Here is a 26841-nt window from a genome sequence, read left to right on the forward strand (position 1 = left end):
CGGTGTGACGACCTTTCAACCCAGCCAGGGCAGCATCGGGCGGACCCAGCCGGAGGCGAGCAGGGCGGTGAGCACGAGGGTGGCGGTGGCGGCCAGCGCTTCGGGCCAGCGCCGGGGCAGCATGCCGGTGCGCGCCGGGCGCCGGGACAGCAGCCGCCGCAGCGCGCCGGGGCGGACCGGTTCGGCCGTGCCCTTCCCGCCGGCCGGGCGGAGCTCGCCGACCAGGTCGCGGATCAGCGGGAGGCCGATCTGGCACTGCACGGCCAGGTAGAGGCCGAGGCCCCAGTTGGGCTCCCAGCCGTTGCGGGCCACCGCCAGCGCGAGGCCCGCGGCGGCGGCGCCGACGGAGGCGCAGAGCCAGCCGAGCGAGACCAGGACCACCTGGCGGGCCAGGCCGCCCGGCTTGGCCCGGCCCGCGCCGGTGGGCACCCAGGCCGCGCTGCGGCCGCGCAGGGTGTGCCAGAAGGCGGCGCCGGCGGCCACGCTCATCAGCACGTTGGAGCGGATCACCTCGATCCGCCAGCGGGTCCGGCTGATCCGGGGCAGCAGGACGTGCCAGAGCCAGAGCGGCGCGAGCAGCGGCAGGACGTGCCAGGGCCGGATCTGGTCCGGGTACCAGAACATCATCACCAGCGGCGGCAGCGGTGCCACGAAGAGGTTCACCGCGGCGGCCAGGTATCCGACGACGCCCTCGTAGAAGCAGAGCCGCATCCGCCAGGGCGCCCGGATCCGCTTCAGGACGGGCGAGCCGAGCAGGTGCAGGTTGCCCATCGCCCAGCGGTACTGCTGGTTGACGTAGGAGGCGAGGTTGTCGGGCGAGGTGCCCTTGGCGACCAGGACCGGGACGTAGAGCGTGCGGAACCCCTGCTCGTACAGGCCGAGGCCGGTGAAGAGGTCCTCGCTGTGGTCGAGCCGGGCGAAGCCGCCGGCCGCGTCGATCGCCGCGCGCCGGTAGACCGCGTTGCTGCCGCAGCAGATCGCCGCGTCGCTGGCGTCCCGGGAGGGCTGGATCCAGCGGAAGAACCACTCCTGCGCCGAGCCGGCGGCGCGCTGGATCCAGTCCATCGACTCGTCGGTGTCGAAGCACTGCGGGCTCTGCACGATGCCGATCCGGGCGTCGGCGAAGTACGGCACCAGGTGCCGCAGGAAGTCCGGCCTGGGCGCGAAGTCGGCGTCCAGGATGGCGATGTACTCCGCGCCGCTCAGGGTGAGCGCGTGGTTGAGGTTGCCCGCCTTCTTGAGGTGCCCGCGGTCGGGTCGCACCACGTACTCGTAGCCGTGCGCGGCCGCCAGGGCGGCGACCTCCGCGCGGTCGGCGTCGTCGAGCACCCAGACGGTCAGCGCGCCCGGCCAGTCGAGCTCCCGGACGGCCCGGTAGGCGTTCTCCAGGACGTCGAGCGGCTCGCCGCAGGTCGGCAGGTAGAGGTCGACGGTCGGCAGCTCACCGGGGTTCCAGGCGTGCACCAGGACCTCGTGCGACTGCCTGGTCAGCCGCCGCTGGCGGAGGCTGTTGACCGAGGAGAGCGCGAGCGCGACGACGTTGAGCGCGAGGACGGCGAGAAAGCCCCAGAGGGCCGGGGTCCGCAGCGAGAAGGTGAACATGGTCGCCGCGGTGAAGACGAAGGCCAGCGAGGTGAGAACCAGCACCCAGCGGCGCTGTGGTCCGAAGTACCAGTACAGCTCCTGATCGGACGGAGGTTGAGGAAGGTGTTGGACAGTCATGAGGCCCCCACAGCCGTGTTTCTGACAGCTCCGCGGCCACAGTACCTCATTGGTATAGACCATTCGGCCGGTCGTCCGTGAGCTGGGACGCCCTCCGCCCGCCCCCGGGCCCCTCCATGATCATTCGACCGCCTCGGCCGGGGCCCGCCGGGAAGCAGCAGGTCACACGGGGGTGAACAGCCGTCCAACATCCCCGCGGGGTCGCCGGGCGCGGCCGCCGGCACCCCGCCGCGACACCTCCGGGGCCTCGCCGCGGCCCCGCGCCGACGCCTCCGCGCCGGCGCCCCGACCGCACCGCGGCCCCCGATCGCCCGCCGCCGGCCACCCGGCCGTCACCACGCCCGACCCGGCCGCCCCGCCCGACCCGCCCGACCCGCCCGCCGTCCCGACACCGACGCCCCGACGCACCGCCGCCGACGCCCCGACGCCCCGCCGAAGCGCGCCGCTGCGCCGAACGGGTGCGCGCCCCACCCGTTCGGCGCAGTCCGGATCGTGCCGGGGGCCCGGTGTTCACAGACTCGGAGGCGGGGGTGGACTCAACCGGAGAGGCATCCTCATGAGCATCGGGCTTCGCCGCGTCGTCGCGGTGGCCGCAGTGGTAACCGTCGGAATGGGCCTGGCGTCGTGCAGCAGCGCCAAGGAGTCGTCCGGCGGCACGTCCTCGGGCAGCGCGGCCGCGAGCGGTGGAGGAGCGATCAAGATCGGCCTGCTGCTGCCGGAGACCAAGACGACCCGGTACGAGCAGTTCGACCGCCCGCTGATCGAGCAGAAGATCAAGGAACTGGCGCCGAACGCGCAGATCGACTACTACAACGCCAACGAGAACGCGACCACCCAGCAGACCCAGGTGGACACCGCGCTGACCAAGGGCGACAAGGTACTGATCCTGGACGCGGTGGACTCCAAGTCGATCCAGTCCTCCGTCCAGAAGGCGCACGACGCGGGCGTGAAGGTGATCGCGTACGACCGCCTGGCGCAGGGGCCGGTCGACTCCTACGTGTCGTTCGACAACAAGAAGGTCGGCGAGCTGCAGGGGCAGGCCCTGGTGGCGGCCGTCGGCGACAAGGCGAACTCCGGGTCGATCATCATGATCAACGGTTCGCCGACCGACCCCAACGCGGCCGACTTCAAGGCCGGCGCGCACAGCGCGATCGACGGGAAGCTCAAGATCGGCAAGGAGTACGACACGCCGAACTGGGACCCGAACAACGCCAACCAGGAGGCCTCCGCGGCGATCACCGCGATCGGCGCGCCGAACGTCGTCGGCGTCTACTCGGCCAACGACGGCATGGCCGCCGGTATCGCGACCGCCCTGAAGGCGGCCGGCCTCAGCGTGCCGCTGACCGGCCAGGACGCCCAGCTGGACGCCGTGCAGCGGATCCTGGCGGGCACCCAGACGATGTCGATCTACAAGCCGTTCAAGCCGGAGACCGACGCGGCCGCGCGGATGGCGGTGGCGTTCGCCGAGGGCAAGACCCCCGCGCCCGAGCTGGTACCGGTGACGGTGACCAACGGCAGCGGCAACAAGGTGCCGGCCGACCTGATCACCCCGGTCGTGCTGACCAAGGACAACATCAAGACCACGGTGGTCGCCGACGGCCTCTACACCGTCCCGCAGATCTGCACGCCGGACTACGCCGCCGCCTGCGCCCAGGCCGGCCTCACGTAACCACCGCGGGCCGCCGCGCGGTCCGGGGCGCCCCGAAGCCCGAGACGCCCCGGACCGGAAGCCGAAGCCGAAGCCGAAGATGCCCCGCCGAAGCGAAGATGCCCCGCCTCCCCAGGAGGCGGGGCAAGGGAGTTGGTCACTGTGGCAGGTGAGACCGTGCTGGCCCTGCGCGGGGTCTCCAAACGGTTCGGCGCCGTACAGGCGCTCACCGACATCGAGCTGGAGGTGCACACCGGTGAGGTGCTGGCGCTGGTCGGGGACAACGGCGCCGGCAAGTCCACCCTGGTCAAGGCGATCGCCGGCGTGCACCAGCCGGACGAGGGCGTCATCGAGTGGCAGGGCCACCCGGTGTCCATCCACCGCCCCCAGGACGCCCAGCACCTGGGCGTGGCCACCGTCTACCAGGACCTCGCGCTCTGCGACAACCTCGACGTCGTCGGGAACCTCTTCCTGGGCCGCGAGATCAAGCGCTTCGCCGTCCTCGACGAGGTCGAGATGGAGAAGCGCTCGCGCGAGCTGCTCGACACCCTCTCCATCCGCATCCCCAGCGTGCGGATCCCGATCGCCTCGCTCTCCGGCGGCCAGCGCCAGGTGGTGGCGATCGCCCGCGCGCTGATCGGCTCGCCCAAGGTCGTGATGCTGGACGAGCCGACCGCCGCCCTCGGCGTCGAGCAGACCGCGCAGGTCCTGGACCTCGTCGAGCGGCTCCGCGACCGGGGCCTCGGCGTGATCCTGATCAGCCACAACATGGCGGACGTGATGGCGGTCGCGGACACCGTCGCGGTCCTGCGCCTCGGCCGCAACAACGGCGTCTTCGACCGGCGCGCCACCAACCAGGAACAGATCATCTCGGCCATCACCGGTGCCACGGACAACGCGGTGACCCGCCGACAGGCCCGCGGCACGGAGGGCTCCCAGTGACCGACAACATTCCGGGCGGCGACGAAGGCCGCCGCCACCACCCCCTGCCCGAGGACAGCATGCCCAAGGGCGGCGTCAACGCCCCCGTCCCGGTGGCGGCGTCGGCGACCCCGGTCGTGGACCCGCGGCTGATCGTCCGCCAGGAGGGCCTCAAGGGCTACCTCGGCGAGTTCCGGCGGCGGGTGAGCAGCGGCGAACTCGGCTCGCTGCCGGTCGTCCTGGCGCTGATCGTCATCTGGGCCGTCTTCGGCAGCCTGGACAGCACCTTCCTCTCCGCCCAGAACCTCTCCAACCTGTCGCAGCAGATCGTCGGCACCGGCATGATCGCCATCGGCGTGGTCTTCGTGCTGCTGCTCGGCGAGATCGACCTCTCGGTGGGCTCGGTCAGCGGCCTGTGCGCGGCGATCTACGCCGTCCTCGACGTCACCCACGGGGTCAACCAGTGGGTGGCGCTGATCTCCGCCATCATCGGCGGCGCGCTCGTCGGCCTGATCCAGGGCCTGTTCTTCGCCAAGGTCGGCGTGCCGGCCTTCGTCGTCACCCTCGCGGGCAACCTCGGCTGGAACGGCGCGATGCTGCAGGTGCTCGGCGCCAGCGGCACCGTCAACCTCCCCGGCACGGACATCGTCTCCCGCCTCTACAGCACCATCTACAGCCAGCAGATCGCCGCCTACGGCGCCGCCGCCGTCGGCGTGCTGCTGTACGTCGGCGCCTCACTGGCCGACGCGAGACGGCGGCGGGCGGCCGGCGTGCCCTACCGGCCGGTGGCCGACCTGGTGCTGCGGACGACGGCCCTGGCCGTCGTCGCGTTCCTCGCCGCGTACACCCTCAACCAGTACAAGGGGCTGCCGCTCGCCCTGCTGATCTTCCTGATCTTCATCGTGGTGCTGGACTTCGTGCTGCGCCGCACCACCTACGGACGCCAGATCTTCGCGCTCGGCGGCAACATCGAGGGTGCCCGCCGCGCCGGTATCAACATCTCGTGGATCCGGATCAGCGTCTTCATCATCTGCTCCACCATGGCGGGCATCGGCGGCCTCTTCCTGGCCGCCCAGATCCAGTCCGCCAGCCAGACCTCCGGCGGCGGCAACCTCCTGATGAACGCCATCGCGGCCGCCGTCATCGGCGGCACCAGCCTCTTCGGCGGGCGCGGCAAGACCTGGTCGGCCCTGCTCGGTGCGCTGGTGATCGGCTCGATCCAGTCCGGCATGAACATCGAGGGCCTGAGCAACGCCATCCAGTTCATGATCACCGGTGCCGTGCTGCTGGCCGCGGTGGTCGTCGACTCCCTCGCCCGACGTACCCAGAAGGCCGCCGGCCGCGTCTGAGCAGCCGGGCGGAACGCGGCGGAGGCCTGCCCCACCGAGGTGGGGCAGGCCTCCGTCCGGGTCCGGACCGGGGTCAGCGAACCGGGGTCCGGTCGCCCGGTCGGCGCACCGGGGTCAGTGCGCCGGAGCCGGGTAGGTCGGGTACTCCACGCCGGAGACGTACTGGACGACGCGGATGACCTGGCACGAGTAGCCGAACTCGTTGTCGTACCACAGGTAGAGGATCGCGTTGTCGCCGTCGACCATGGTCGGGCCGGCGTCCACGATCGAGGCGTGGCGCGAGCCGATGAAGTCGCTCGACACCGCGTCGGGGGCGGTGACGAAGTCGATCTGGCGCCGCAGCGGCGAGGTCAGCGACACGTCCCGGAGGTACTCGAGGACCTCCTCGCGGGTGGTCTCGCGACCGAGGCGCAGGCTGAGGATCGCGATCGACACGTCCGGCACGGGGACCCGGATCGAGCTGCCGGTGATCTTCGCGTCGAGGTCGGGCAGCGCCTTCGCGACGGCGGAGGCGGCACCGGTCTCGGTGATGACCATGTTCAGCGGCGCCGAACGGCCCCGGCGGTCCGAGCTGTGGTAGTTGTCCAGCAGGTTCTGGTCGTTGGTGAACGAGTGGACGGTCTCCACGTGGCCGCGCAGGACGCCGTACTCGTCCGCCATCGCCTTCAGCGGCGGGACGATCGCGTTCGTGGTGCAGGACGCGCAGGACAGGATCTGCTCGTCCGGCTTGATCATGTCGTGGTTCACGCCGTGGACGATGTTCGGGACGTCGCCCTTGCCCGGCGCGGTCAGGACGACCTTCTCGATACCGGGGCGCAGGTGCTTCGAGAGCCCCTCGCGGTCCCGCCACCGGCCGGTGTTGTCGATCAGGATGGCGTCCTTGATCCCGTACTCGGTGTAGTCCACCTTCGTCGGGTCGTCGGAGTAGATCACCGTGATCGCGTGACCATTGGCGATGATCTTGTTGTTCGCCTCGTCGACGGTGATCGTGCCGTTGAACTGGCCGTGGATCGAGTCGCGCCGCAGCAGCGAGGCGCGCTTCACCAGGTCGTCGCCCGCACCCTTGCGGACGACGATGGCACGCAGCCGCAGGCCGTTGCCCGAGCCCGCCTTCTCGATGAGCAGGCGCGCCAGCAGCCGGCCGATGCGGCCGAACCCGTACAGCACGACGTCGCGCGACCCGCGACGCTCCAGCTTGTTCGCACCCGTGGCACCGGCCACCGCCTCCGCGGTGAACTCCGCCACCGACAGACCGCGGTCATCGGCCTTGTAGGTCGCGGCGAGCATGCCGATGTCGATCTGGGAAGGGCCGAGATCCAGCGCGGTGAGCGCCTGCAGGAAGGGCAGCGTCTCGGTGACCGAGAGCTCCTCACCGGCTATCTGGCGGGCGAACCGGTGGGTCTTGAGGATGCTGACCACCGACTTGTTCACCAGGGAACGGCTGTGCAACAGAACGGTGACGTCCCGCTCCCGCTGCAGCCTCCCGATGATCGGGATCATCGACTCCGCGATCTCCTCGCGGTTCATCCAGTTAGTGAACACGTCTTCGTTGACAGTCACAGGTCCATCTTTCGAGCTAGGCGAATGCCTACATGCTAGCTTTGAGCCATTTTGGCCTCTCAGCCGGACCCACCCGAGCAGGGATTTCCCCACCGCGGCGGCCCCAGGCGCCCGGTCGGCGGGCGCCCGCGCGCGGCCGAGAACCGTCCGGAACCGGGTGATCGACACGACCGCGCCGAAGCCCGGCGCGCGGTCCGGCCGGTCGTGGGCGACGTTGCGAGGTCCGACCGCCGTCACCGTAGGTGGCGGCCGGGTCACCGCCCCGCCCCCGCTCCCCCGGTCGGTGTCAGGGCCGGCGGGGTTCCGTGGTGAGGGTGGTGGTGAAGACGGGGCGGCCGGCCTGGGTCGCGTCGACGCGGGTGCGGGGGCGGCCCTCGGCGTCGGGGGGCTCGGGGGCGACGGTCAGCAGGCAGGGCAGGTCGAACTCGACGTAGCGCAGGAAGGTGCTGTCGAAGGCGACCGGGACCGCCGGGTGCGGCAGGGCGGCCCGGGTCGCCTGGACCACGGCCTCCAGCAGGACCATGCCCGGCACGTGGTCGTGCGGGTGGTCGAAGAGGACCCGGTGGCCGGTGTCGGCGCGCAGTTGCCAGTGGCCCGGCGTGCCGGTCGGCGAGATGACGACGTCGCGCCGGTGCAGGCGGCCCACCAGGGTGGCGGGGGCCGGCAGGGTGAGCGGGATCGCCCGGGCGAACGCCTCGCCGGCGTCGGCGTAGCGGCCGCGCAGCCGGTCGTACAGGGCGGGCGGGTGGCTGGTGTAGTGCAGTTCGGCCGTCCCGAGGTGGCGGCCGGCGCGCCGGGCCTCGACCTGGGAGACGAGGTGGGCGGAGCCGAGCCGGCGGCGGGTGACCGAACTGTGCGTGATGCGCAGATCGATCTCGGCCGGGCGACAAGTCGTCCGCAGCTCGTCCGAGTTGACGGAGGTTCGGATACGCTCCAGACCGAAGCGGTACCCGAGCGGGATGCCGTGCACGGCATGGCTCAGGACGGAGAGCGCCTGGCGGGCGCTCTCGGTGAACAGCAGGGGGCTGTAGCGGCCGCCCTCGGCGTAGAAGGGGTGGTCGTGGGGCCATCGGACCGTGACCCACTGGGTGGCGCCGCAGACGTCGCCCCAGCCGGTGACGAGTGCTTCGCCCGCCACGGACTTGCCGACGAGGACCGGTATCTCCGGCGCGGCCGCCGGCCGGGTGGCGGCCGTGTGCTGAACGATCGTTGGACGCGACTCCATGATGAGCCGTCTCCCCCCGGAGTCAGTGTGGCGGAGGACGGGAGCGAGGCAACTCGTCCCCCCAGCCTATAAAATGAAGAATACTCTTCTTTATCAAGCAACATGAGGTGTATCGCATGGTGGGACGCCCAGTGAAGCAGGAGCGGGCCGAGCGGACGCGGGCCGCCCTCATCCAGGCCGCCGCGAAGCTCTTCGGAGAACAGGGCTTCTCCGGGACCAGCGTCGTGAAGATCGCCGACGAGGCGGGCCTGACCCTGGGCGCGGTGTACTTCCACTTCAGGAACAAGAGCGAGCTGGCCCGGGAGATCGTCTTCCGGCAGCCCGAGTGGGTGGTGACCCCGCGCCCCTCGGAGGGGCTGCAGCGCGTCGTCGACGTCTCCCTCACCTGGGCCTGCCAGCTCCTCGACAACCCGATCCTGCAGGCGGGGGCCCGACTGGTCTGGGAGCAGGAGCAGTTCAACTCCCCGGACGAGAACTCCCACCGCCAGTGGGCCGAGATCGTCATGGAGGACCTCCTCGTCGCCCAGCGCAGGCGGGAGTTGCGGGCCGGCACCGACATCCAGGCCCTTTCGCGCCTGGTGGTCTATGCGTGTACGGGCGCTCAGATGCACTCGTTCATCGAGACCAGGCGGGCCGATCTCCCGGAGCGCGTCGTGGAGTTCTGGCAGCTCCTGCTGCCCGCCGTCGCGACGCCGGGCACGGCCAAGCGGATCGAGCTCTCGGAGTGCCGGGGGCGGCCGGAGTAGCGCCCGCCGGCCCGGCCCCCGCCGACGGTCTGTTTCCCGGATGGTCGACCGCCCCGACTGGTGCGGCTCGCGGCAGGCCCGGGAGAATGATCCACATCCGAGTTCGAGGACACCGAGGACCGGCTCGTGGGCCCGTCGGCGCCGCGGGCAGGGGGGCGAAGCGCATGGAGCACGGCCAGGGGCTGCTGCAGGGCAAGACCGTCATGATCACCGGAGCGTCCAGCGGGATAGGCGCGGCCGCCGCCCGGCTGTTCGCCGCCGAGGGCGCGGCCGTGGTGCTGATGGCCCGTCGCGAGGAGCTGCTCGACCGGCTCGCCGGGGAGATCCGCTCCGCCGGCGGCCGGGTCGAGGTGGCGGCGGGGGACGTGACGGCGACGGCGGACGTCGAACGGGCCGTCGGCACGGCGGTGGAGGCCTTCGGCGGCCTGAACAGCGCCTTCAACAACGCCGGTTGGGGATCGATCGGCTCAGAGCTGCACGAAACGGACGACGCGGTCTACGACCGGATCATGGACGTCAACGTGCGCGGCGTGTGGAACTGCCTGAAGCAGCAGGTCCCGGTGATGCTGCGTCAGGAGGCGGGTGGGTCCATCGTCAACACCGCCAGCATCGCGAGCCTGTTCGCCACCGGCGCGGTCTCCCCCTACGTCGCGGCCAAGCACGCCGTGCTCGGTCTGACCCGGGCCGCGGCGGCCGAGTACGGGGGGCGCGGCATCAGGGTCAACGCGCTGATCGTCGGGACCACCCGCACCGAGCTGATCGAGGACGCCATGCGGCAGGTACCGCAGTTGGAGCAGGTGGCGGTGGCCAGGTCGATCCAGCCCCGGCTGGCCGAGCCGGTCGAGGTGGCGCGCGCCGCGGCCTGGCTGCTGAGCGATCAGGCCTCCTTCGTCACCGGTGGTGCCGTCCCCGTCGACGGCGGCTGCAGCGCCGTCTGACGGGGCCGGCGGGGGCCGGGTCGGACCCGGCGGGGAGGGGGACTCTCGCCCGTGGGCTCAAGTCAGGCACTGCTCTCCGCAACCGATGAGCTCCCAGATGCGGCTGATGTGTTCCACGGACTGCCCGTCCAGGGGCTCCTTCCGGCAGGCCCGTTGCCGGATGCAGGACTCCGCACCGGTGACCAGGTACCCGGCCAGGGTGGCGAGGGTGGTCCGGTCGCCGTACGGGCCCAACTCGGTCTCGTGCGTCTCCTGCAGACGTTCCCGGATCACCGGGGCCCACGTCGACGACCAGTCCGGCTCGCCGGGTTGCTCCCTGGCGAGCCGGGCCGCGGCGCGCACCACGGCCTCGCGTTCCAGCAGGTCGGCCAGCGCCAGCGTCAGCGAGATGACCGACTGGACCGGGGGTTCGCTGCGCGCCGTGACCTGGCCCACCACGGCCTGGGTCACGGCGTGCCCCTGGGTCCGGACCACCGCGGCCATCTCCTCCTTGCTCTGGAAGTGGAAGGTCAGGGCTCCGGTGGTGATTCCGGCCGACCTGGCGATGCGTGCCAGGGACGCCCCCGCGTATCCGTCGCGGTCGAACTCGCCAGCGGCCGCGCTGACCAGGTTCTGTCGCGTCCGGGCCGCCCTCTCTTGCATCATCATGCTCCTGTCAGATGTGGCGTTCATACACCCGCACCATAGGCGTAAAAAAAGAATGCCACTATTATTGTAGCGGGGGCGCCTCCCCGTGGTGCATCCTGTGTAGAACTGGTGTACAGGGGGGACTTTATGACTCTGACGGCAACCTCTCGAACCGAACTACCAGGTCAGCCCCGGGCCGTGGTGTCGATCCAGTACCGACGGACCGAGAAGACCTCCGAGCCGCAGGCGATCCGGGTGCTCGTTGTCGCCGGTGACAACGACGCAGCCGAAGGTAGGGCACACGACCTCCGACGACAGGGGTACTGCACGAGACTCGTCAGCACCGGCGCAGAGGTGCTGAGAACCCATGAGCACTCGGACATGATCCTGCTCGACCTCGATCTTCCCGACATCGACGGCCTCGAAGTGTGCCGTTCGATACGAGCGAGCGGAGACAAGCCCATTATCACTCTCACCGGTCGCGACACCGAACTGGATCGGGTGCTCGCGCTGCAGGCGGGCGCGGACGACTGCGTCGTGCGTTCCTGCGGCCCGCGCGAGATGACAGCGCGCATCGAGGCCGTACTTCGCCGGGCTCATCCTAGACCGGCCCCCGTCCGCATATTATCCATCGGCCCCCTCCACGTTGACGAAAGGACGCGTGAAGTCCGCTTGCACGGCAAGCGGGTGAGCCTCACCGCCAAGGAGTTCGAGCTGCTGCACATCCTGGCCTCGAACCCCGGCAACGTCATGTCACGCAAGGATCTGATGGCCCGCGTCTGGGACACCGACTGGGTGGACTCCAGCCGGACCATCGACACGCACGTGCGCAACCTCCGCGCGAAGCTGGGCGCCAGCACCTGGGTGATCACCGTCCGGGGCGTCGGCTACCGCATCGGCCACGGCTGACGGCCGGCCCGCGGGCCCACCCCGCCCGCACACGCACACCTCGCACACGCACACCCCGTAGACGCTCCCCGAAGACGACCCCCCGAAGAAGAGCCCCCGTGGACGACCCCCCGACGTAGAGCCCCCGCAAGCCAACCCCGCGAGCGCACCCCGCAGGCCGGCGACCCTCCCGGCCGACCGATCGTCATCTGCTGTTTCCCCGGCGGTCGACGAGAGGACGGCCGGCGCGGCCCGGGGAAGCGCGATCCCGGCGCGACGACCGAACGGTTCGACAGATGGCAGTGGCTCCCGCCCCAAGGGCGGGAGCCACTGCCGTGCCGAGGAGGCTCAGGCCGCGCGCTTCGCGGGGAAGGCGTGCGTCCGGGCGGCGATCACCAGGGCGATCAAGGGGATCACGAGCACCAGGACGGTCCACGGGAAGGAGTCGGGCCCGGCGGCCGAGAGCAGGATCCCGCCGGCCACGCCACCGCCGGCCATGAACGAGTTCCAGACCGTGACCAGCAGCGCCTGTCCGCGGCTGCCGCCGGTGTTGGTGACCGCGGTCTGCAGCAGGGTGGCCAGGCCGCCCCAGCCGAGGCCCCACAGCACCATCGCCCCGTAGACGGCGACCGGGCTGCCGGGCGTCAGCGCCAGGAAGACCGCCGCCACCGTGAACAGGACACAGCTGGCGATGGTCAGTTCACGCAGGTAGCGGTCGATCAGCGTGCCGGTGATCCAGATGCTCAGCATCGAGGCGAGACCGAAGACCAGGAGTACGACGTCGCGATTGTCGCCCATCTTGTTCTCGTCCAGGAACGAGGCGATGTACGTGTAGAAGGTGTTGTGGGCGAGCACGTAGGCGGCCACCACGACCAGGATGATCGACACGCCGGGCAGGCGCAGGGCCTGCAGGATCGGCTCGCGGTGCTCGGCCTTCTGGCCCGGGTGGTCGGGCACGGACGCGATGATCCAGAGCAGCAGCAGCACGGTGACCGCGGTGATCAGGCCGAACGTCAGACGCCAGCCGAACACCTTGCCGAGGAAGGTGCCCGCCGGGATGCCCAGGGACAGCGCGAGCGGGATGCCGATCATGGTGATCGCGATGGCCCGGCCCACCAGGTGCGGCGGCGCCAGTCGCCGCGCGTACACCACGAGTTCACCCCAGACGGCGGCCGCGGCCACACCGGCGACGAGGCGGAAGCCCATGGTCAGGATGTAGTTCGACGAGATCGCGGTGACGGTGTTGGCCAGGATGAAGGCCACCACGGCGACCAGGACCAGCTGCTTGCGGCGCCAGCCGGCGGTGGCGGCAGCCAGGGGGATGGCCGAGACGCCGGTGGCGATCGCGTAGATCGTCAGCGCCTGCCCCATCGCGGACTCGCTGACCGAGAGGTCGCGCGCCATCTCGGGGAGCACACCTGCGGGCAGCGCTTCGGTCAGCACCATCACGAAGGCGGCGGTGGCCAGTGCCAGCAGGGGGGACAGCGGGAGCTTGCCGCTCTCCTCCGTATCAGGAGGGGAGCTTGCCGACAGCCCGGTCTGGGAAGTTGCCATGCTTGTTACCTCGAACTCTCATACGAATGCGGATTCAGGACGCTGCGGTACGGGGTGAGCCGACTGCGGGTCGGACAGCGGATCGTGCACACCAAAGCCCCCCGGCCCCAACGCAGCGCGCTGCCAGCCGCAACAACCGCCGGCCGTCGGGTCATCCCGTTTTTCGCAGAGATGATGGAGTTATTTATGTTCTGGCGGGGCCGGCGGCCGCCACGCGCCCGGCACACCGCGCTCCGCTTGGGGCTTGGGCGAGTTGACGGACCATCAAGTGCGCAGGTCAAGGGCGCGGGAGCGGTCGGTCGCGACGGGCGGACGGAGCGCCGCGGGGCGATCGACGGACCGCCGATTTCCACGGCGAGACCGTCTCACATAGTGGACTTCCGGCAGGAACCCGCCTGCCCGGCGGGGCGAACGACCCCACCGGGCAAGCGAATCACGCCACAAGGACGGGAACCGGCCACCGGCTCCTAGGCCGAGGCCTCCGGCTGACCGAACGTCACCTCGTTGGACAGGACCACCCCGTGGCTCTTGAAGTCGATGGTGATGCGGTCGCCGTGGGCGATCCGGAAGCCGTCGTGGAAGCTGGCCTTGTCGGCGCCGAGCAGGACGTAGTTGACCAGACCCGGGCGGCGGAGCGCCGGGTACTCGAAGAGGTTGTCCACCATGTCCTGGATCCGGAAGTACAGGGCGTCCTCGCCGCAGTCGAACGGGCCCTCCCACGCGGGGACGCCGTCGCGCTCGATGACGACCCGGCCGGTCACCGAGGCCGGCGGCTCCCCGAGGAACAGCCACGGGGTGATCGAGGTGTCGCACAGCTTGCAGTACGGGTTCCAGCCCGGGTTCTGGATGTGCAGACCGATGTCGCACAGGTCGTTCCCGAAGGTGTAGCCGACGTAACGCGGGTTGCCCGCGTCGTCGTTGACGTAGACCAGGGCGATCTCCGGCTCCTCGATCAGCGCCACCGACTTCTCCGGGACGACGAGGGGATCACCGGGCAGCCGCAGCCAGGAACCGAAGCCCTTGAAGAACCAGTTCGGCGGCACGAACTCGTCGTCCTCGCCCGGCTCGCCCTCGAACTTCGACTTGTGGGTGCGCATGAAGCCGCTCAGCAGGGCGTTCCCGCTGGCCTCCGGCAGCAGCGGCGGCAGGTACTTCACCTGCTCCTCGCCGCCCTCGACGGTGATCGGCTCGACCTCGGCCTTGATGGCGGCGACGACCTCCTCGGCCGTCTCGGCGGCGATGAACTCGGCCTGCAGCCGGCCGTCGTTCACCCGGTAGAGCGTCAGAGCCTGGCCGGGTGCGGGCTTCTCGAAGCCCACGTACCGCTCACCCTGGTATTCGCATTCGAAAAGTATGGACATCTCGGTGGTCCTCCTAGGCTCGTTGGTGCGGTCGGCCCGGCAGGAGCCGGGTGGTGGACGGGGCGGTGAGGTCCGTGAGGACCTCGTCGACCCGGTCGATGGCGGCGCGGATCCACGGCAGTGCGAGCGGATCGGCGGCTTCCAGGGCGGCCTGCTGCTGCTCCGCGCTCTCGCCGTAGAACCGGCTGGTGGCCGCGCGCAGCCGCAGCGGCTCGGCGGCCTCGCCGAACGCCTCGGCGCCCAGCACGCCGACGCCGTAGCGGTCGGTGAGCAGTGCGGCCAACTCGGTTCCGGTGCGCACCCCGTGGACGGCGCGGAGCTGCTCCCGCAGCGGCTCGAAGTCCGGGTACAGGTAGCAGGTGGCGCGGACCGGGGCCAGCAGGGCCCCGGCCGCGGTGAACCGCTCGGCGGTGGCCCGGGCGACGATGCCGTGCAGCCGGCGCGAGGCGGCCACGTGCTCCACGATCTCCGGCGGCTCGCCGAACGCGTAGGCGGCCGCCACCTGGACGGGGGCGGGTGGGCTGGACCAGATCTGGCTGGCGATGGCGAGCAGTCGCGCGTGCAGCTGCCGCCCGGTGGCGCCGTCGGGCAGCAGGGCGACCCCGGTGCGCCAGCCGCCGACCGCCAGGTTCTTGGTCAGCCCGGTGGTGACGACGGTGCGCTCGGGTGCGAACGCGGCCGGGGAGACCGCCGGGGTGGCCGGGTCGAAGACCAGGTCGCAGTAGATCTCGTCGGAGATGATGACGAGGTCGAGCTCCCGGGCCGCCTCCCCCAGACGCCGTACGGTGTCGGGCGAGGCGACGGCGCCGGTGGGGTTGTCCGGCAGGGTGACCACGACGGAGCGCGGGTCGTGCCCGGCCGCCCGGGCCGCGAGCACCGTCTCGCGCAGCCGGTCGGGGTCCGGCACGCCGCCCTCCCCCGCCGGAACGGGCACCTTGAGGACGCGGGCGCCGATCAGTTCGGCCTGGGCGGCGTAGCTGACCCAGCTGGGCCGGGGGATCACCACGTCGCCGCCGACCGCCATGATCAGGGCGAACAGCAGGGACTTGCTGCCCGGCCCGGCGACGACCAGCTCCGGGTCGGCGGCCAGGGCGCGCCGCTGCCAGTAGCCGGCCGCCGCCGTCCGCAGCACCGGGCTGCCGGCCACCGGGCCGTACGTCGCCCGGTCGGCGGCGGCCGCCAGCCGGGCCTTCAGCTCGGGGTGGACCGGCAGGCCGATCTCGCCGCTGGCCATGATCAGGACCTGTTCGCCGGCGGCGCGTCTGCGGGCGAGGGCCTCGTCGGCGGCCAGCGTCGCCGACAGCGTCACCTTCGCGGGCTCGGGCATGGGTGTGCTCCACGGATCGGAGGGGGCTGGTACGGGTCGGTGCGGGAACGGGACGGACCGGCGGTCACTGCCCGCCGTAGCGGCGGCGCAGCTCGGCCTTGCGGACCTTGCCGGTGAGGGTCTTCGGCAGGGCGTCGACCACCACCAGGCGCTCCGGGAGGAAGCGCGGGTCCTGACCGGCCTCGTGCAACTGGGCGTGGATCTCGTCCAGTCCGGGCTGCGCGCCGCCGGTGACGACCACCGCGAGGATCGGATCGTCGGTCCGGCCGGTGGTGCCGACCAGGGCGGTCTCGGTCACCTCGGGGTGCCGCGAGATGATCGCTTCCAGCTCCGTCACCGGGACGACGATGCCGTCGCGGATCAGGGCGTCCTTGGCCCGGCCGAGGATGCGGATGCCGCCGCGGCCGTCGGCGCGCGCCAGGTCCCCGGTGTCGAACCAGCCCTCGGCGTTGAACTCCGCGGCGAAGACGTCCTCGCGCTTGTAGTAGCCGAGGGCCTGCGCCGCGCCGCGCACCCGGAGCCGGCCGACCTGGGCCCGCTTGCCCGGGTCGTCGCGGTCGTCGATGCGCAGCTCCATGGAGTCGATCGGCCCGCCGTTGCTGCTGGCCGCCCAGTCCTGGTTGTAGTCGAGCCGGGTGATGGTGACGGGCCCGAACTCGGACATGCCCCACACCGAGTAGGTGCGCGCCCCGAGCGTTTCGCGCACCTCGTCCACCAGTTCCTGCAGCACCGGCGCGGAGCCGGTGACGGCGTGGCGCAGGGTGGAGACGTCGCGGGGGTCGGTCCGCTGGGACCGCGCGATGTCGAGGAGGGTGGACGGCGGCCCGTAGAGGAGCGTGGCGCCGTACCGCTCGACCAGGTCGAGCAGGGCGGAGTTGCGCCGGACGTCCTGGAAGGCGATGGTGGCGCCGAGCATGACGCCGGTCAGGATGCCCTGGCCGAAGCCGGAGTAGTGGACCAGCGGGGTGGTGACGGCCGCGACCAGGCTGTCGTCGAGCAGGAAGGTGTCGGCGTAGCCGCGGACGGCCGCGTGGATGGTGTTCTGGCTGTGCAGCACCCCCTTGGACACGCCGGTGGTTCCGGAGGTGAACAGCACCACGAACGGGTCGTCCGGGGCGAGTTCGCGCCCGTCCAGTTCGCCCGCGCGCTGCTCCTCCCACGGGACACCGACGAAGTGGTCGTCGAAGGAGACCGTGCCGGCGTCCCGGCCGCCGACCACCACCACGTGCTCCAGGGGCAGTTCGGCCTTCAGTGCGGTGAGGTGCGCGGCGAGCGGGTAGCCGTTCCACTCCGGGACGGTGATGCAGACCCTGGCGCCGGTGAGCTCCAGGCGGTGGCGCAGCTCGTCCTCCTGGCACACCGGATCGATCGGGCAGATGACGGCGCCGACCCGGATGCAGGCGAACAGCAGCGGCACCGTCTCCCAGCGGTTGGGGAGCTGGACGGCGACGAACTCTCCGCGCTGCACTCCGAGTTCGACCAACGCGAGGGCGAAGCGCTCGGTCAGCGTGGCGAGTTCGGAGTAGTCGAGGGTGTCGGTGCGGGCCTCCCCGATCCGGCGCCCGGCGACCGCGAGCTTGTGCGGCCGCAGCCGGGCCTGCCGGCGCAGGTCGTCGAGGAAGGTCTCCTCGCGCCACCAGCCGCGCCGCAGGTACTCGGCCGCGCTGTCGCGGGCCGGGGCCTGCTCCGGGCCGGCGGGCGCGGTGGTGCTCATCCGCGCTCCTTGCGGCGGGCGGCGAGCAGCTCGGGCAGCGGGTCGCCCGCGCGGCCGGCGGCGATCTCCAGGAGGTCGCGGGTGTTCTGCCGCACCCGGTCGCCGACCCAGTCGAAGACCCAGGCCTTGCGGGCCTCCGCCTCCAGGTGGAACGGCACGACCCGGGTGACGGCCAGGGCCGCCGAGCCGGCGCCGCCGATGTTGGCGATCACGCCGGGGACGACGGTGGCGCCCGCGGCCAGCACCTTGGCCTTGCCCTCGGCGCTGGAGGCGAGGTTGCCGCCCTCGACCACCAGGCGCGAGCGCAGCCGGTGGGCGTTGTCGCCGTTGATCGCGTGCTTCTGCGCCGCCAGGATCAGCAGGTCGGCGTCGACGTCGAGCCAGGCGTCCGGCTCGCCGGACTGGGTGACGCCCTGCGGCAGGCGGGAGCGGTCGATCCGGCCGAACTCGTCGGTGATGGCGACCAGGTCGGCCACCGGCAGGCGGTCCGCGCTGATGGTGCCCTGGACGTCGGCGACGCCGACCACGACGTGGCCGCGGTCCTCCAGGAAGCGGGCGACGGCACGGCCCACCGCACCGAAGCCCTGCACCACGACCCGGGCGGACTCCGTGCGGCCGTTCGCCTCCAGGGCGGTGACCGCGGCCACCCCCACGCCGTGCCCGGTGCAGTCGATCAGCGGCTCGTAGTAGGTGCGCCAGTCGATCGGCATGTCGGGGGCGCCCAGGCGGAAGCGCGGGTCGTAGCCGGCCTCCTCGAAGAACACGGCCCGGTCCGCGGGGGTGACGCCCATGTCGATGCCGAGGTGGATGCCGCCGTGCAGCAGCGGCTTCACGGTCCGCCCGAAGGTCCGGAAGGTCTCCTCGCGGTTGCTGCCGTCGGAGACGATGCCGGCCTTGGCGCCGCCGATGCGCAGCCCGGCGAGGGTGAACTTGTCGGTCATGTCGCGGGCCAGGCCCGCCACTTCCTCCTCGGTGACCCCGGTGGTCATCCGGGTGCCGCCCATGGCCAGGCCGTCGACGAGGGAGTCGACGACCACCCAGCCCTTGATCGCGCCACCGCTGCCGTTGAGGTGAACGGCGAATGCGGGTGCCTGGGTCTCTTCCACAGTCATTGCGAAGTCCTTTGGTACCTAGGTGGGTTCAGAAAGCCGACGGTGCGTCGCGCAGACGCGGCGGCCGCCCGGGGAGGCGCGGCCGCGCACGTCTGCTGACGGACCGTCACTGGTACAGCTGTGCGAAGCCTCGCAGAATCTCCAGGCCGTCGCTGCGGAACTCCAGATGTGCCTGGGCCCCGTGGATCCGCCCGTCGTCGGAGCGGATGAACTCCACCGGGGCGTGCTCCGAGCGGCCGATGGAGCGGAAGCCCTCGGGCGCCTCCTGCAGGTAGAGGGTGTGGCGGTGGAAGACCGTCACCGTCGGCTTCACATGGGTGAAGAGCGCCTCGTCCTTGTCGACCTGCACCTCGTAGCCGCCGACCCGCTGGGGCCCCTCGGCGAGCCGGCCGCCGGCCGCGACGGCGATGATCTGCATGCCGCCGCAGATCCCGAAGACCGGGACGTCCGCGCCCGTCACGAGGTCGATGAGCGGCCGGTAGAAGTCGCTGTCATAGGCCCGCACCTTGGTGCCGCTCAGGACGATCGCCTGGTAGCGACCGCCGAGGTCGGCGGGTACCGCGTCGGCACGGACGACGTCCGTCTCCGATCCCAGCTCCTCGAAGCGGCCGCGGAGCTGCTTCAGCGACAGCGTTCCGTTGTTGACGACTAGCACACGGGATTTCGCCACGTGCCCTGCTCCTCACGCTCGTGTGATGACGGTTCCGGTGCGCTCGGCGATCAGGTCGGTCACGGGTGCGCTGCCGATGACGACGCGTTCCACTCCCCGGTCCAGGGCCTCCCCCGCGGCGCGCAACTTCTTGCGCATGCCGCCGGTGGCGCCCTTGTCCCGGAACTTGGCCGCGGCCTCCGCCGTGATCCGGCGCACCGGCTGATCGTCGATCAGCAGGTGCGCGACATCGGTGACCAGGACCAGCTGTTCGGCCCCGATGCCGCCCGCGACGGCGGCGGCGGCCCGGTCGCCGTCGGTGTTCACCTCGCGGCCGGCCGCGTCCCGCGCCAGCGGGGTGACCAGGTAGGCGTGGCCGGGCCTGAGGTTCTTCAGCACCGTCGGGTCCACGCCGGTGATGGGGCCGACGAGGTTCTCCAGTTCGACGAGCTGCTTCTCCTTCCACCACCAGCGCTCGCCCTCGCCGGCGGTGACCAGGCCGTCGCTGCCGAGCGCCCGCTCGGCGGTGATGCCGCGCTGCTCCAGACGTCGCAGGACGTCCTCGGCGAGCTCGGCACTGACGGTCTTGATGTCCTCGATGACCTCCGGCGTCGTCCAGCGGCTCTGGTTGCCGTACCGGTCGCGCAGGATCGCCGAGGGCTCGTGGTAGCGGGGGCTGAGGTTCTTCAGCGGCTTGGACCAGCCGTGCACCAGGACCAGCGGGCGGTCCTGGCCGAACCGGGCCAGGTCGTCCCACCAGGAGCCGGCGAGGTCGTCGACCGTGCTGCCGCCGAGCTTGACGACGGTCGGGGTGTCGGTGGCGGTCGTCCCGGTCATGCGGGCATCACCGGCTGCATGGTCAGACCCGTCTCCTCGGGCAGGCCGAAGCGGAGGTTGAGGACCTGGATCCCCTGGCCCGCCGCACCCTTGATCATGTTGTCCAGTGCCGCCAGGACCACGATCCGGCCGCCCTCCTCGTCGTGCAGGACGGTCACGTCGCAGTAGTTGGAGCCCAGGACGGCCTGCGGGTCGGGCACCGGGATCAGCGTCTCGTTGTGCCGGCGGACCCGCACGAAGGGGCGCTGCTTGTAGAAGCGCAGGTAGGCGCGGTTCAGGGTGCGCGCGTCCACCTCGTCGTCGGTGAACACGTAGGAGCTGGCCATCAGCCCGCGCACGTGCGAGACGCCGTACGCCGACATGCTCAGCGAGTCGATCCCGCCCGGCTTGCTGCGCTCCAGGAAGTCCTTGACCTCCGCCGCGTGCCGGTGCCCGGCCGGCGCGTACGGCGCGATGGCGCCGTTGCGCAGCGGGTGCAGGTCCGCGGTCCGCAGGGACAGGCCGCCGCCGCTGGAGCCGGTCTTGCCGTCCACCACCACGGTCTTCAGGTTGAGACCGAGGCCGATCACCAGCGGGGCGAGCCCGATGGTGATCGCGGTGGCGAAGCAGCCCGGCAGGGAGATCAGCGCGGCACCGGGCAGCTGGTCGCCGATCAGCTCCGGGACGCCGTAGACGAACCGGTCGGCGAGACCGTCCGCCCGCCGCACGTCCGGGTACCACCGGTCGTGCAGCGCCGGCGTCTGGATCCGGAAGGCGCCGCTGAGGTCGATGACGCAGGGCACCTCGTCGGCCAGTCGCGCGGCCAGCTCCGCCGAGGCGGTCGCGGGCGTGGCGAGGAAGACGACGTCGCACCGGCCGGCGAGGTTCGTGCTGACCGGTTCGATGGTCAGCCCGAGGTCCAGCCGCAGGCCCGGGTGGAGCTCGGCGGGGCGGCGCCCCGCGCTGGCGTTGCCGCCCAGGAAGGTCAGCTCCAGCTCGGGGTGCTGGACGACCAGCCTGATCAGTTCACCGCCGGCGAGCCCGGAGGCTCCGAAGATGCCGACCCGGATCATCCGATCTCCTCCCGTACGTAGCGGCCGATGGCCGTGGCGATGTCCACCCCGGTGGCCGAGGCCACCGCCCGGAAGGCCGGGGCGTGGTTGACCTCGTTGACCACGTAGCCGCCCGGTGTCGCGAAGAGGTCGATGCCGAAGATGCCCTCGCCGAGGACGTCCAGCACACCGTCGACGATCTTCTGCACCTCGGGGTCGAGGTCGACCGCGCGGTTGCGGTTGCCCAGCGCCGCGTTGCTGCGCCAGTCCGTCCCCGCGCTGTGGAACTCCGCGATGGCGACCAGCTCGCGGCCGACCACGAAGCAGCGCAGCGAGGAGCCGCCGGCCAGGTAGGGCTCGACCAGCGAGGCCTGCTCGAACCCGTGCCCGAGGTCCTCGACGTAGTCGTAGACCGAGTGCGCGGTGTCCGCGTCCCGCAGCAGGGTGACCCGCTTGCCCATGCCGCCGAAGACCGGCTTCAGCACGACCGGCGGGGGCAGTTCGGCCAGGGCCTTCTCGAAGTCCCGCCGGGACAGCACGAGACGGTAGTCGGGCACCGGCACGTCCGCGGCGCGCAGCTGGGCGCGCAGCGTCAGTTTGTTCTCACAGGCCTGGATGGCCGAGACGGTGTTCAGGGTGGGGATCCGGGCCGCCTCCGCCACGGTGGCGATCAGGCCGCCCCGCGTGTAGCTGCGGCTGCGGATGAGCACGGCGGCGAAGCCACCGAGCGAGGCCGACTCCTGGTCGCCCAGGGAGAGGGACTCGTCGTTGACCCACTCGACGCGCAGGCCCAGGCCCGCGGCCGCGTCGATCAGCCGGCGCTCTTCCCAGCCGACCCGGTCGGCGACAATGGCGACAGTTCGTTCCATGGGGTTACTGGCCCCAATCGCGAAGCTGCACCTCGACCATCTGGAGGCTGAGCCGGCCCTCCACGACGTCCTCCACCCGGAGCGTCAGCATGCACTCGGGGCAGGCGATGGTCTCGCCCTGCACCAGCGGCGGGGTGGTCAGATCGGTCTCGCATTCGGGGCACAGGCCGGTCAACGTGCCAGCAGACATTGTCATCTCCGTAGTCGTTCTTCGGTGTTCTTCGGTGGATGTGGATCTGGGAGGTGGTAGGTGGGGTCCGGGGGCGCCGGAGCCGGTCAGACGGACTGGAACTCCACGGCGGCCTTGCGGATCGCGTCCCGGTCCAGCAGGTCGCGGTCGTCCTGCTCCTGACGCACGGTCAGCCAGGCCGTGAAGGCGTCGACGTCGACGGACCCGGCCAGTTCGTCGAGGGCCCACTTGACCAGCGGCGAGGTCAGCCGGGTGCGCACGCGCAGCTCGCGGGAGTTCCCGACGATCTCCGGGGCCAGCGTCTCGTAGGCCTCCGGGTGGGTCAGCTGGCCGGGCAGCTCGTAGGCGAAGGCGTGCGGGGCCGTGGGGCCGGACTGGAAGGCGTCGCCGAGCCGGGCGCCGCGCAGCGCGGCGTTGGTGAGCTCGGTGAGGTGGCTCAGGTCGAAGCGGGTGTCGCCGTAGATCACCCGCAGCGAGGTGAGCAGCTCGGCGAGCGGGGCGTTGCCGCCGCGCTCACCGATGCCGCCGGCCGTCGCGGAGATCCACTTCGCCCCCGCCCGGTACGCGGCCAGCGAGTTGGCGACCGCCATGCCCAGCATGTTGTGCGAGTGGATCTCGATCTCGGAGCCGTCGATCTCGGTGATGCTGCGGATCTGGTCCTCCATCTGCCACGGCGACAGGTAGGCGACGGTCTCCGCGAGCCGGAACCGGTCGGCGCCGGCCTCGAAGCCCGCCTCGACGTAGGGGACGAGCCGCGACTTCGGCGTGCGGGCCCCGTCCTCGCCACTGAAGGTGACGTGGAAGCCGCGCTCCTTGGCCGCGACGATGGCCGCCCGGGCCACCGCGATCAGGTACTTGGTGCTGGAGGAGCTCAGCTTGAGGGCCGCGTGCTGCTCGGAGGTCGGGATCGAGAACATCACCGACCGCACGCCCAGCCGCTTGGCCTCGTCCAGCGCCTTGACCACCTGCTGGCGGTCGCGCACCACGACCAGGCTCAGCGAGCGCTCCGGGCCCACCGCCTCGTGGGTGGCCAGGATGAGGTCCGCGTCCTTGGTCGACGGGCCGGAGATCATCCCGACCTCGACCAGCTCGACGCCGGTGCGGACCAGGAGATCGGCGATGTGGGCGGCGTCCTTGGGACCGAACTCGACGCCGGCCATGTGCGCGGAGTCCCGCAAGGTCGCGTCGGACAGTTGGGGCAGCCCCTGCGGGGGCACGTCTTCCTTCAGGTGCTCTGCTGTTGCCATGTGCGTTCCCTCCTTTTCCGGAGCCGGGTTCCCAATCGCGCCGACCTCGGCTCCGGCCTGAATTCTCGCGATGCGGCATGTACGAATGAAGCAGGGCCGAAAGAGCGGCGATGCGCAGTGCGCTCGAGAAATATGGTGGTCGATCTCGCTGTGAAGGGACAACACCGCCAATGTCAGGAGCTTGTCAAGGACTGTGATGGAACGTCATGGACGGTGAGCTGTGCGGACTTCTCGTCGGCATGCCGACAATTTTGTGGACACACCTCCGAGCGGCCTGTATCGCTGAATAGGCGCGCGAAATCCGCGCCGAGCGGCGGGGGGCCGACGGCACCGGACGAGAGCGGCCCGGAGGCGGGCCCCGCGAGCCGTCGAGCGCTCCCCGACGGTGTGCCGTCCCGTACCGCCGCACCCCCAGGACCCGAGAACGGAGTCATGGAAAGCGTGAGAAGACACCGGACGAACCGTGCGAACGCACCCCGCAGCGCCGGGGGAAGCGACCTCTTACCGATCTGAGCACGGCCCGTAGAAAGGAGAGAACTTCCGATGGTTGTTCCACAGGAACTCAAGCCTGCCGCCCAGGGGGCCGGCGACCCGTCGTCGGCCGCCGCGGCCCGCGAGCTGGCCGAGCGCGTCGCGCGGCCGACCGCCGCCCAGCGCGACCGTGACCGCCGCTGGGACCCGGCCCTCTTCGCCGAACTGGCCGGCGCCCGCCCCGGCCCCGGCCTCGCCGGGCCGCTGGTCCCGCGCGCCCTCGGCGGCGGCGGCCTCAGCGCCACCCAGACCTGTGCCCTCCTCGAAGGCCTGGGCGAAGGAGCCCGCGACCCGGGCCTCGCCCTCGCCGTCGGCGTCCACGCGGTGCTCGCCACGGTGCCGCTGCGCGCCTTCGGCAGCCCCCGCCAGCGCGAGCGCTACCTGCCCCTGATGGCCTCCGGCGACTGGATCGGTGCCGTGTCCCTGCGGCAGACCCAGGGCGCCGCCCTCGCCCCGACCGTCACCGCCCGGCCCGGCACGCCGGGGCTGGGCGGCTGGGTGCTCACGGGCGACCTGGACCTCGTCGCCGGCGGCCCGGTCGCCCACCACTTCCTGGTGGTCGCCACCCACGACGGCGGCGGCCGGACGGCCTTCGTCCTGGACCGCTCCACCCCCGGACTGCTGATCACCGAGTCGGCGCCGGCGGCCATGCGCACCTGCACCTGGGGGCGGCTGGTCCTGGACGGCTGCCACGTCCCGGACGACGCGGTGCTGGGCACCGTCGGCGGCGCCGAGGCCGAGGTGGAGCCGCTGCTGGCGTCGCTGGACTGGGTCTTCTCCAGCGCGCCCTGGCTCGGCGTCATGCGGGCCCTGGTCCGCGACGCCGTCGACGGCGCCGGCGAGCGCCGGGTCTTCGGCCGGCCCCTCGCGCACGCCCAGTCCGTCCGGTTCACGCTGGCGGACCTCGCCACCCGGTGCGAGCTGGCCGCCGGGCTGCTGTACCGGGCCGCCGGGCAGTTCGACTCCGGCGGCCGGCCCACCCGCCAGGACGCCGCCACTGCCCGGCTCTTCGTGGCCGCCGCCGCGCGGGCGGTCGCCGAGGGGGCCGCGCGCCTGTCCGGCCCGGCCGCCCTGACCAACGACCACCTGATCGCGCGGGCGCACCGCGACGCACTGTTCTTCGCCGAGACCGGCGGCGGCACCGAGGTGCTGCGCCCGGTGATCGCCGCGTCCCTGCTCGGGCTCGGCTGATGTGAGGACTGATACCGACATGACCGACACACCTCGCGGCACCGTCCTCAGCTTCCCGGGGACCGCCTCCCGGGCCGCCGAGACCGACGCGGAGAGCCGGATGCCTTCGCTGAACTGGACGGAGATCATCGACAGCGGCTACCTGCGGCTGTTCCACCCGGCCACGTCCGGCGGCACCGGCGCCGACGGCCTCACCCAGCTCGAGGCCATGGAGGCACTGGCCCGGGCCTGCCCCGGAAGCTACTGGACCGCCACCGTGTCCGGCCTGCTCTGCGGCAAGCTGATCTCCCGCTACAGCCGGCCGAGCGAGTACGACCGGCTGCTGAAGCCGCTGATCTCCGGCGAGAAGCTGGCCTGCTTCGCCATCGTGGAGCCGCCCGCGGGCAGCGACGCCGGCACCTACAGCACCACCGTGCGGCCCGCCGGAGCCCCCGGCGGGGGGTTCGTCATCAGCGGCGAGAAGGCCAAGATCACCAATGCGCCCGACGCCGACCTGGCCGTGACGCTCGCCCGCCGGCAGAAGGCTCCCGGGGACGAGGGCCACGACTGGTGCCTCGCCTTCGTGGACCTCAACCAGCCCGGCGTCCGCCGCTACGAGACGCCGCGGATGGGGCTGCGCGGCATGCCCTGGGGCGGCATCGTCTTCACCGAGGCGGTCGTCTCGGAGGCCGACGTGGTCCCCGTGCCCTTCGGTGAACTCGCCGGGGAGCTGGCCGAGCTGATGGCCTGGGGGTGGCTGCTGATCTCCGTCTCGGCCATCGCCATCGCCGAGTCCGCGCTGGACGCGTCGGTCCGGTACGCGGGTGAACGGGTCTCCTTCGGCCGGCCCCTGGCCCACATGGAGGGCGTGCAGACCCAGCTCGCCGAGTCCCGGGCCCAGATCGACGCCGCCCGGGTCCTGGCCCGCAAGGCGGTGACCGAGCTCGCCGCCGGCCGGTCGGCCCGGGAGGCGATCGCCATGCTCAAGATCTACGCCACCGAGATGGCCGTCGAGGTCGCCGCCCGCGCCGTACAGATCCACGGCGCGGCCGGCGTCACCGGGGGGCACGAGGTGGAGCGCCTCTACCGGGACGCCCAGATGAACGTCATCGGCGGGTTCACCTCCAACCGGCTCCGTGAGACGGTCGCCGAGAGCCTGGGCCTGGGCCCGGCGGTCTACCAGCCCTTCGACTGGGTGGCACCGGCCGGTCTGGGCATCGACCCGGCGGGCTTCGACGGCCTCACGCAGTCCGCCGGGGCCGTTCCCGCGTAGTCCGGAATTCGGCACCTCGCGGGTTCTTCCGGTCCGGCTCCGGCCGGGCCGGAAGAACCACCGGAATACCGCGACCGGCCGGCCGGTCGAATTGCCTGGACCGGCCGGCCGGTCGAATTCCGACTCGACCGCCGTAGGTCACGCCGAATTCATCTTCCGGAGCACCGCACGTGAATATCCCTTGCCGCGCCGCCGACGGCCGCCCGACGCGGATCGCCGGTCCTCCCGGAATTTCCCGGCGCCACCCGGAACGGGCCTCAGCGGTGGGTGAACTTCGCCGGGCGCTTCTCGGCGAAGGCGGTCATGCCCTCCTTCTGGTCCGCGGTGGCGAAGGTGGCGTGGAAGAGCCGGC

General features: G+C 71.6%; 23 protein-coding genes and 1 pseudogene. 8 read left to right on the forward strand and 16 right to left on the reverse strand.

What is annotated here, in order from left to right; all coding sequences use genetic code 11:
- Positions 1-15: 15 nt before the first annotated feature.
- A complete protein-coding gene (locus ACWDRR_RS28835) occupies positions 16-1722 on the reverse strand; it encodes a glycosyltransferase family 2 protein (protein WP_449775173.1) in 1707 nt (568 codons plus the stop codon).
- A gap of 556 nt (positions 1723-2278) precedes the next feature.
- Between ACWDRR_RS28835 and ACWDRR_RS28840 the strand changes: the two genes are divergently transcribed.
- The 3 genes from ACWDRR_RS28840 (at position 2279) to ACWDRR_RS28850 (ending at position 5640) form a co-directional block, all read left to right on the forward strand.
- The gene (locus tag ACWDRR_RS28840; RefSeq protein ID WP_449775174.1) at positions 2279-3391 is read left to right on the forward strand and encodes a substrate-binding domain-containing protein; all 1113 of its coding nucleotides are present in this window, start codon (positions 2279-2281) and stop codon (positions 3389-3391) included.
- Between the two features lie 141 nt (positions 3392-3532).
- Positions 3533-4312: an ATP-binding cassette domain-containing protein gene (locus ACWDRR_RS28845; protein WP_387882382.1), complete on the forward strand. Its 780-nt coding sequence runs from the start codon at positions 3533-3535 to the stop codon at positions 4310-4312.
- 59 nt (positions 4313-4371) lie between these two features.
- Positions 4372-5640, forward strand: coding sequence for a sugar ABC transporter permease (locus tag ACWDRR_RS28850; RefSeq protein WP_449775193.1), 1269 nt, complete (start codon positions 4372-4374; stop codon positions 5638-5640).
- A 114-nt stretch (positions 5641-5754) separates the two neighbouring features.
- Here ACWDRR_RS28850 and ACWDRR_RS28855 read toward each other — a convergent pair whose 3' ends face one another.
- Together ACWDRR_RS28855 and ACWDRR_RS28860 are read right to left on the reverse strand one after the other, a co-directional pair.
- A complete protein-coding gene (locus tag ACWDRR_RS28855; protein ID WP_449775175.1) occupies positions 5755-7200 on the reverse strand; it encodes a glyceraldehyde-3-phosphate dehydrogenase in 1446 nt (481 codons plus the stop codon).
- A gap of 286 nt (positions 7201-7486) precedes the next feature.
- Positions 7487-8425: a ScbA/BarX family gamma-butyrolactone biosynthesis protein gene (locus ACWDRR_RS28860; protein WP_449775176.1), complete on the reverse strand. Its 939-nt coding sequence runs from the start codon at positions 8423-8425 to the stop codon at positions 7487-7489.
- A gap of 116 nt (positions 8426-8541) precedes the next feature.
- Between ACWDRR_RS28860 and ACWDRR_RS28865 the strand changes: the two genes are divergently transcribed.
- Both ACWDRR_RS28865 and ACWDRR_RS28870 read left to right on the forward strand, forming a co-directional pair.
- A complete protein-coding gene (locus tag ACWDRR_RS28865) occupies positions 8542-9171 on the forward strand; it encodes a ScbR family autoregulator-binding transcription factor (protein ID WP_449775177.1) in 630 nt (209 codons plus the stop codon).
- A 203-nt stretch (positions 9172-9374) separates the two neighbouring features.
- Positions 9375-10109, forward strand: coding sequence for an SDR family NAD(P)-dependent oxidoreductase (locus ACWDRR_RS28870; RefSeq protein WP_449775194.1), 735 nt, complete (start codon positions 9375-9377; stop codon positions 10107-10109).
- A gap of 57 nt (positions 10110-10166) precedes the next feature.
- On the opposite strand, the gene ACWDRR_RS28875 is transcribed toward ACWDRR_RS28870, so the two are convergent.
- Positions 10167-10757, reverse strand: coding sequence for a TetR family transcriptional regulator (locus ACWDRR_RS28875; RefSeq protein WP_449775178.1), 591 nt, complete (start codon positions 10755-10757; stop codon positions 10167-10169).
- A gap of 234 nt (positions 10758-10991) precedes the next feature.
- Here ACWDRR_RS28875 and ACWDRR_RS28880 point away from each other — a divergent pair, with 234 nt between their 5' ends.
- Positions 10992-11645, forward strand: a complete 654-nt coding sequence (locus ACWDRR_RS28880) for a response regulator transcription factor (RefSeq protein ID WP_449775195.1) — start codon at positions 10992-10994, stop codon at positions 11643-11645.
- A gap of 327 nt (positions 11646-11972) precedes the next feature.
- On the opposite strand, the gene ACWDRR_RS28885 is transcribed toward ACWDRR_RS28880, so the two are convergent.
- From ACWDRR_RS28885 to ACWDRR_RS28935, 11 genes are all read right to left on the reverse strand, one after another.
- Entirely contained in the window at positions 11973-13178 is a 1206-nt protein-coding gene (locus tag ACWDRR_RS28885) for an MFS transporter (RefSeq protein ID WP_449775179.1), read from the reverse strand.
- 467 nt (positions 13179-13645) lie between these two features.
- A complete protein-coding gene (locus ACWDRR_RS28890; protein ID WP_449775180.1) occupies positions 13646-14539 on the reverse strand; it encodes a fumarylacetoacetate (FAA) hydrolase in 894 nt (297 codons plus the stop codon).
- Between the two features lie 13 nt (positions 14540-14552).
- On the reverse strand, positions 14553-15866 hold the full coding sequence (locus ACWDRR_RS28895) for a pyridoxal phosphate-dependent aminotransferase (protein ID WP_449775181.1): 1314 nt from the start codon (positions 15864-15866) through the stop codon (positions 14553-14555).
- Between the two features lie 64 nt (positions 15867-15930).
- The gene (locus tag ACWDRR_RS28900; protein ID WP_449775182.1) at positions 15931-17580 is read right to left on the reverse strand and encodes an AMP-binding protein; all 1650 of its coding nucleotides are present in this window, start codon (positions 17578-17580) and stop codon (positions 15931-15933) included.
- Positions 17577-18692: a Glu/Leu/Phe/Val dehydrogenase dimerization domain-containing protein gene (locus ACWDRR_RS28905; RefSeq protein WP_449775183.1), complete on the reverse strand. Its 1116-nt coding sequence runs from the start codon at positions 18690-18692 to the stop codon at positions 17577-17579. Before ACWDRR_RS28905 ends, ACWDRR_RS28900 begins: the two co-directional genes overlap by 4 nt.
- A gap of 106 nt (positions 18693-18798) precedes the next feature.
- Positions 18799-19362 carry a type 1 glutamine amidotransferase gene (locus ACWDRR_RS28910; protein ID WP_449775184.1) on the reverse strand — a complete coding sequence of 188 codons (564 nt, stop codon included), beginning with the start codon at positions 19360-19362 and terminating at the stop codon, positions 18799-18801.
- 12 nt (positions 19363-19374) lie between these two features.
- The gene (locus ACWDRR_RS28915; RefSeq protein WP_449775185.1) at positions 19375-20178 is read right to left on the reverse strand and encodes an amino acid kinase family protein; all 804 of its coding nucleotides are present in this window, start codon (positions 20176-20178) and stop codon (positions 19375-19377) included.
- Positions 20175-21230 (reverse strand): N-acetyl-gamma-glutamyl-phosphate reductase, encoded by a 1056-nt coding sequence (gene argC, locus ACWDRR_RS28920; RefSeq protein ID WP_449775186.1) that lies wholly within the window; start codon positions 21228-21230, stop codon positions 20175-20177. The genes ACWDRR_RS28915 and argC overlap by 4 nt, the downstream gene beginning before the upstream one ends.
- Complete coding sequence (locus ACWDRR_RS28925) at positions 21227-22078, reverse strand: ATP-grasp domain-containing protein (RefSeq protein WP_449775187.1); 852 nt, start codon at positions 22076-22078, stop codon at positions 21227-21229. The genes argC and ACWDRR_RS28925 overlap by 4 nt, the downstream gene beginning before the upstream one ends.
- Positions 22079-22082: 4 nt before the next feature.
- Positions 22083-22268, reverse strand: coding sequence for a lysine biosynthesis protein LysW (locus ACWDRR_RS28930; RefSeq protein ID WP_380572082.1), 186 nt, complete (start codon positions 22266-22268; stop codon positions 22083-22085).
- A gap of 86 nt (positions 22269-22354) precedes the next feature.
- On the reverse strand, positions 22355-23515 hold the full coding sequence (locus tag ACWDRR_RS28935; protein WP_449775188.1) for an isopropylmalate synthase: 1161 nt from the start codon (positions 23513-23515) through the stop codon (positions 22355-22357).
- A gap of 543 nt (positions 23516-24058) precedes the next feature.
- Between ACWDRR_RS28935 and ACWDRR_RS28940 the strand changes: the two genes are divergently transcribed.
- On the forward strand, positions 24059-25237 hold the full coding sequence (locus ACWDRR_RS28940) for an acyl-CoA dehydrogenase family protein (RefSeq protein ID WP_449775189.1): 1179 nt from the start codon (positions 24059-24061) through the stop codon (positions 25235-25237).
- Positions 25238-25256: 19 nt separating this feature from the next.
- On the forward strand, positions 25257-26489 hold the full coding sequence (locus tag ACWDRR_RS28945; RefSeq protein ID WP_449775190.1) for an acyl-CoA dehydrogenase family protein: 1233 nt from the start codon (positions 25257-25259) through the stop codon (positions 26487-26489).
- A 257-nt stretch (positions 26490-26746) separates the two neighbouring features.
- On the opposite strand, the pseudogene ACWDRR_RS28950 reads toward ACWDRR_RS28945, so the two are convergent.
- A pseudogene (locus tag ACWDRR_RS28950) lies at positions 26747-26841 on the reverse strand (enoyl-CoA hydratase); the annotation flags it as partial.

Source organism: Kitasatospora sp. NPDC003701 (assembly GCF_053587085.1).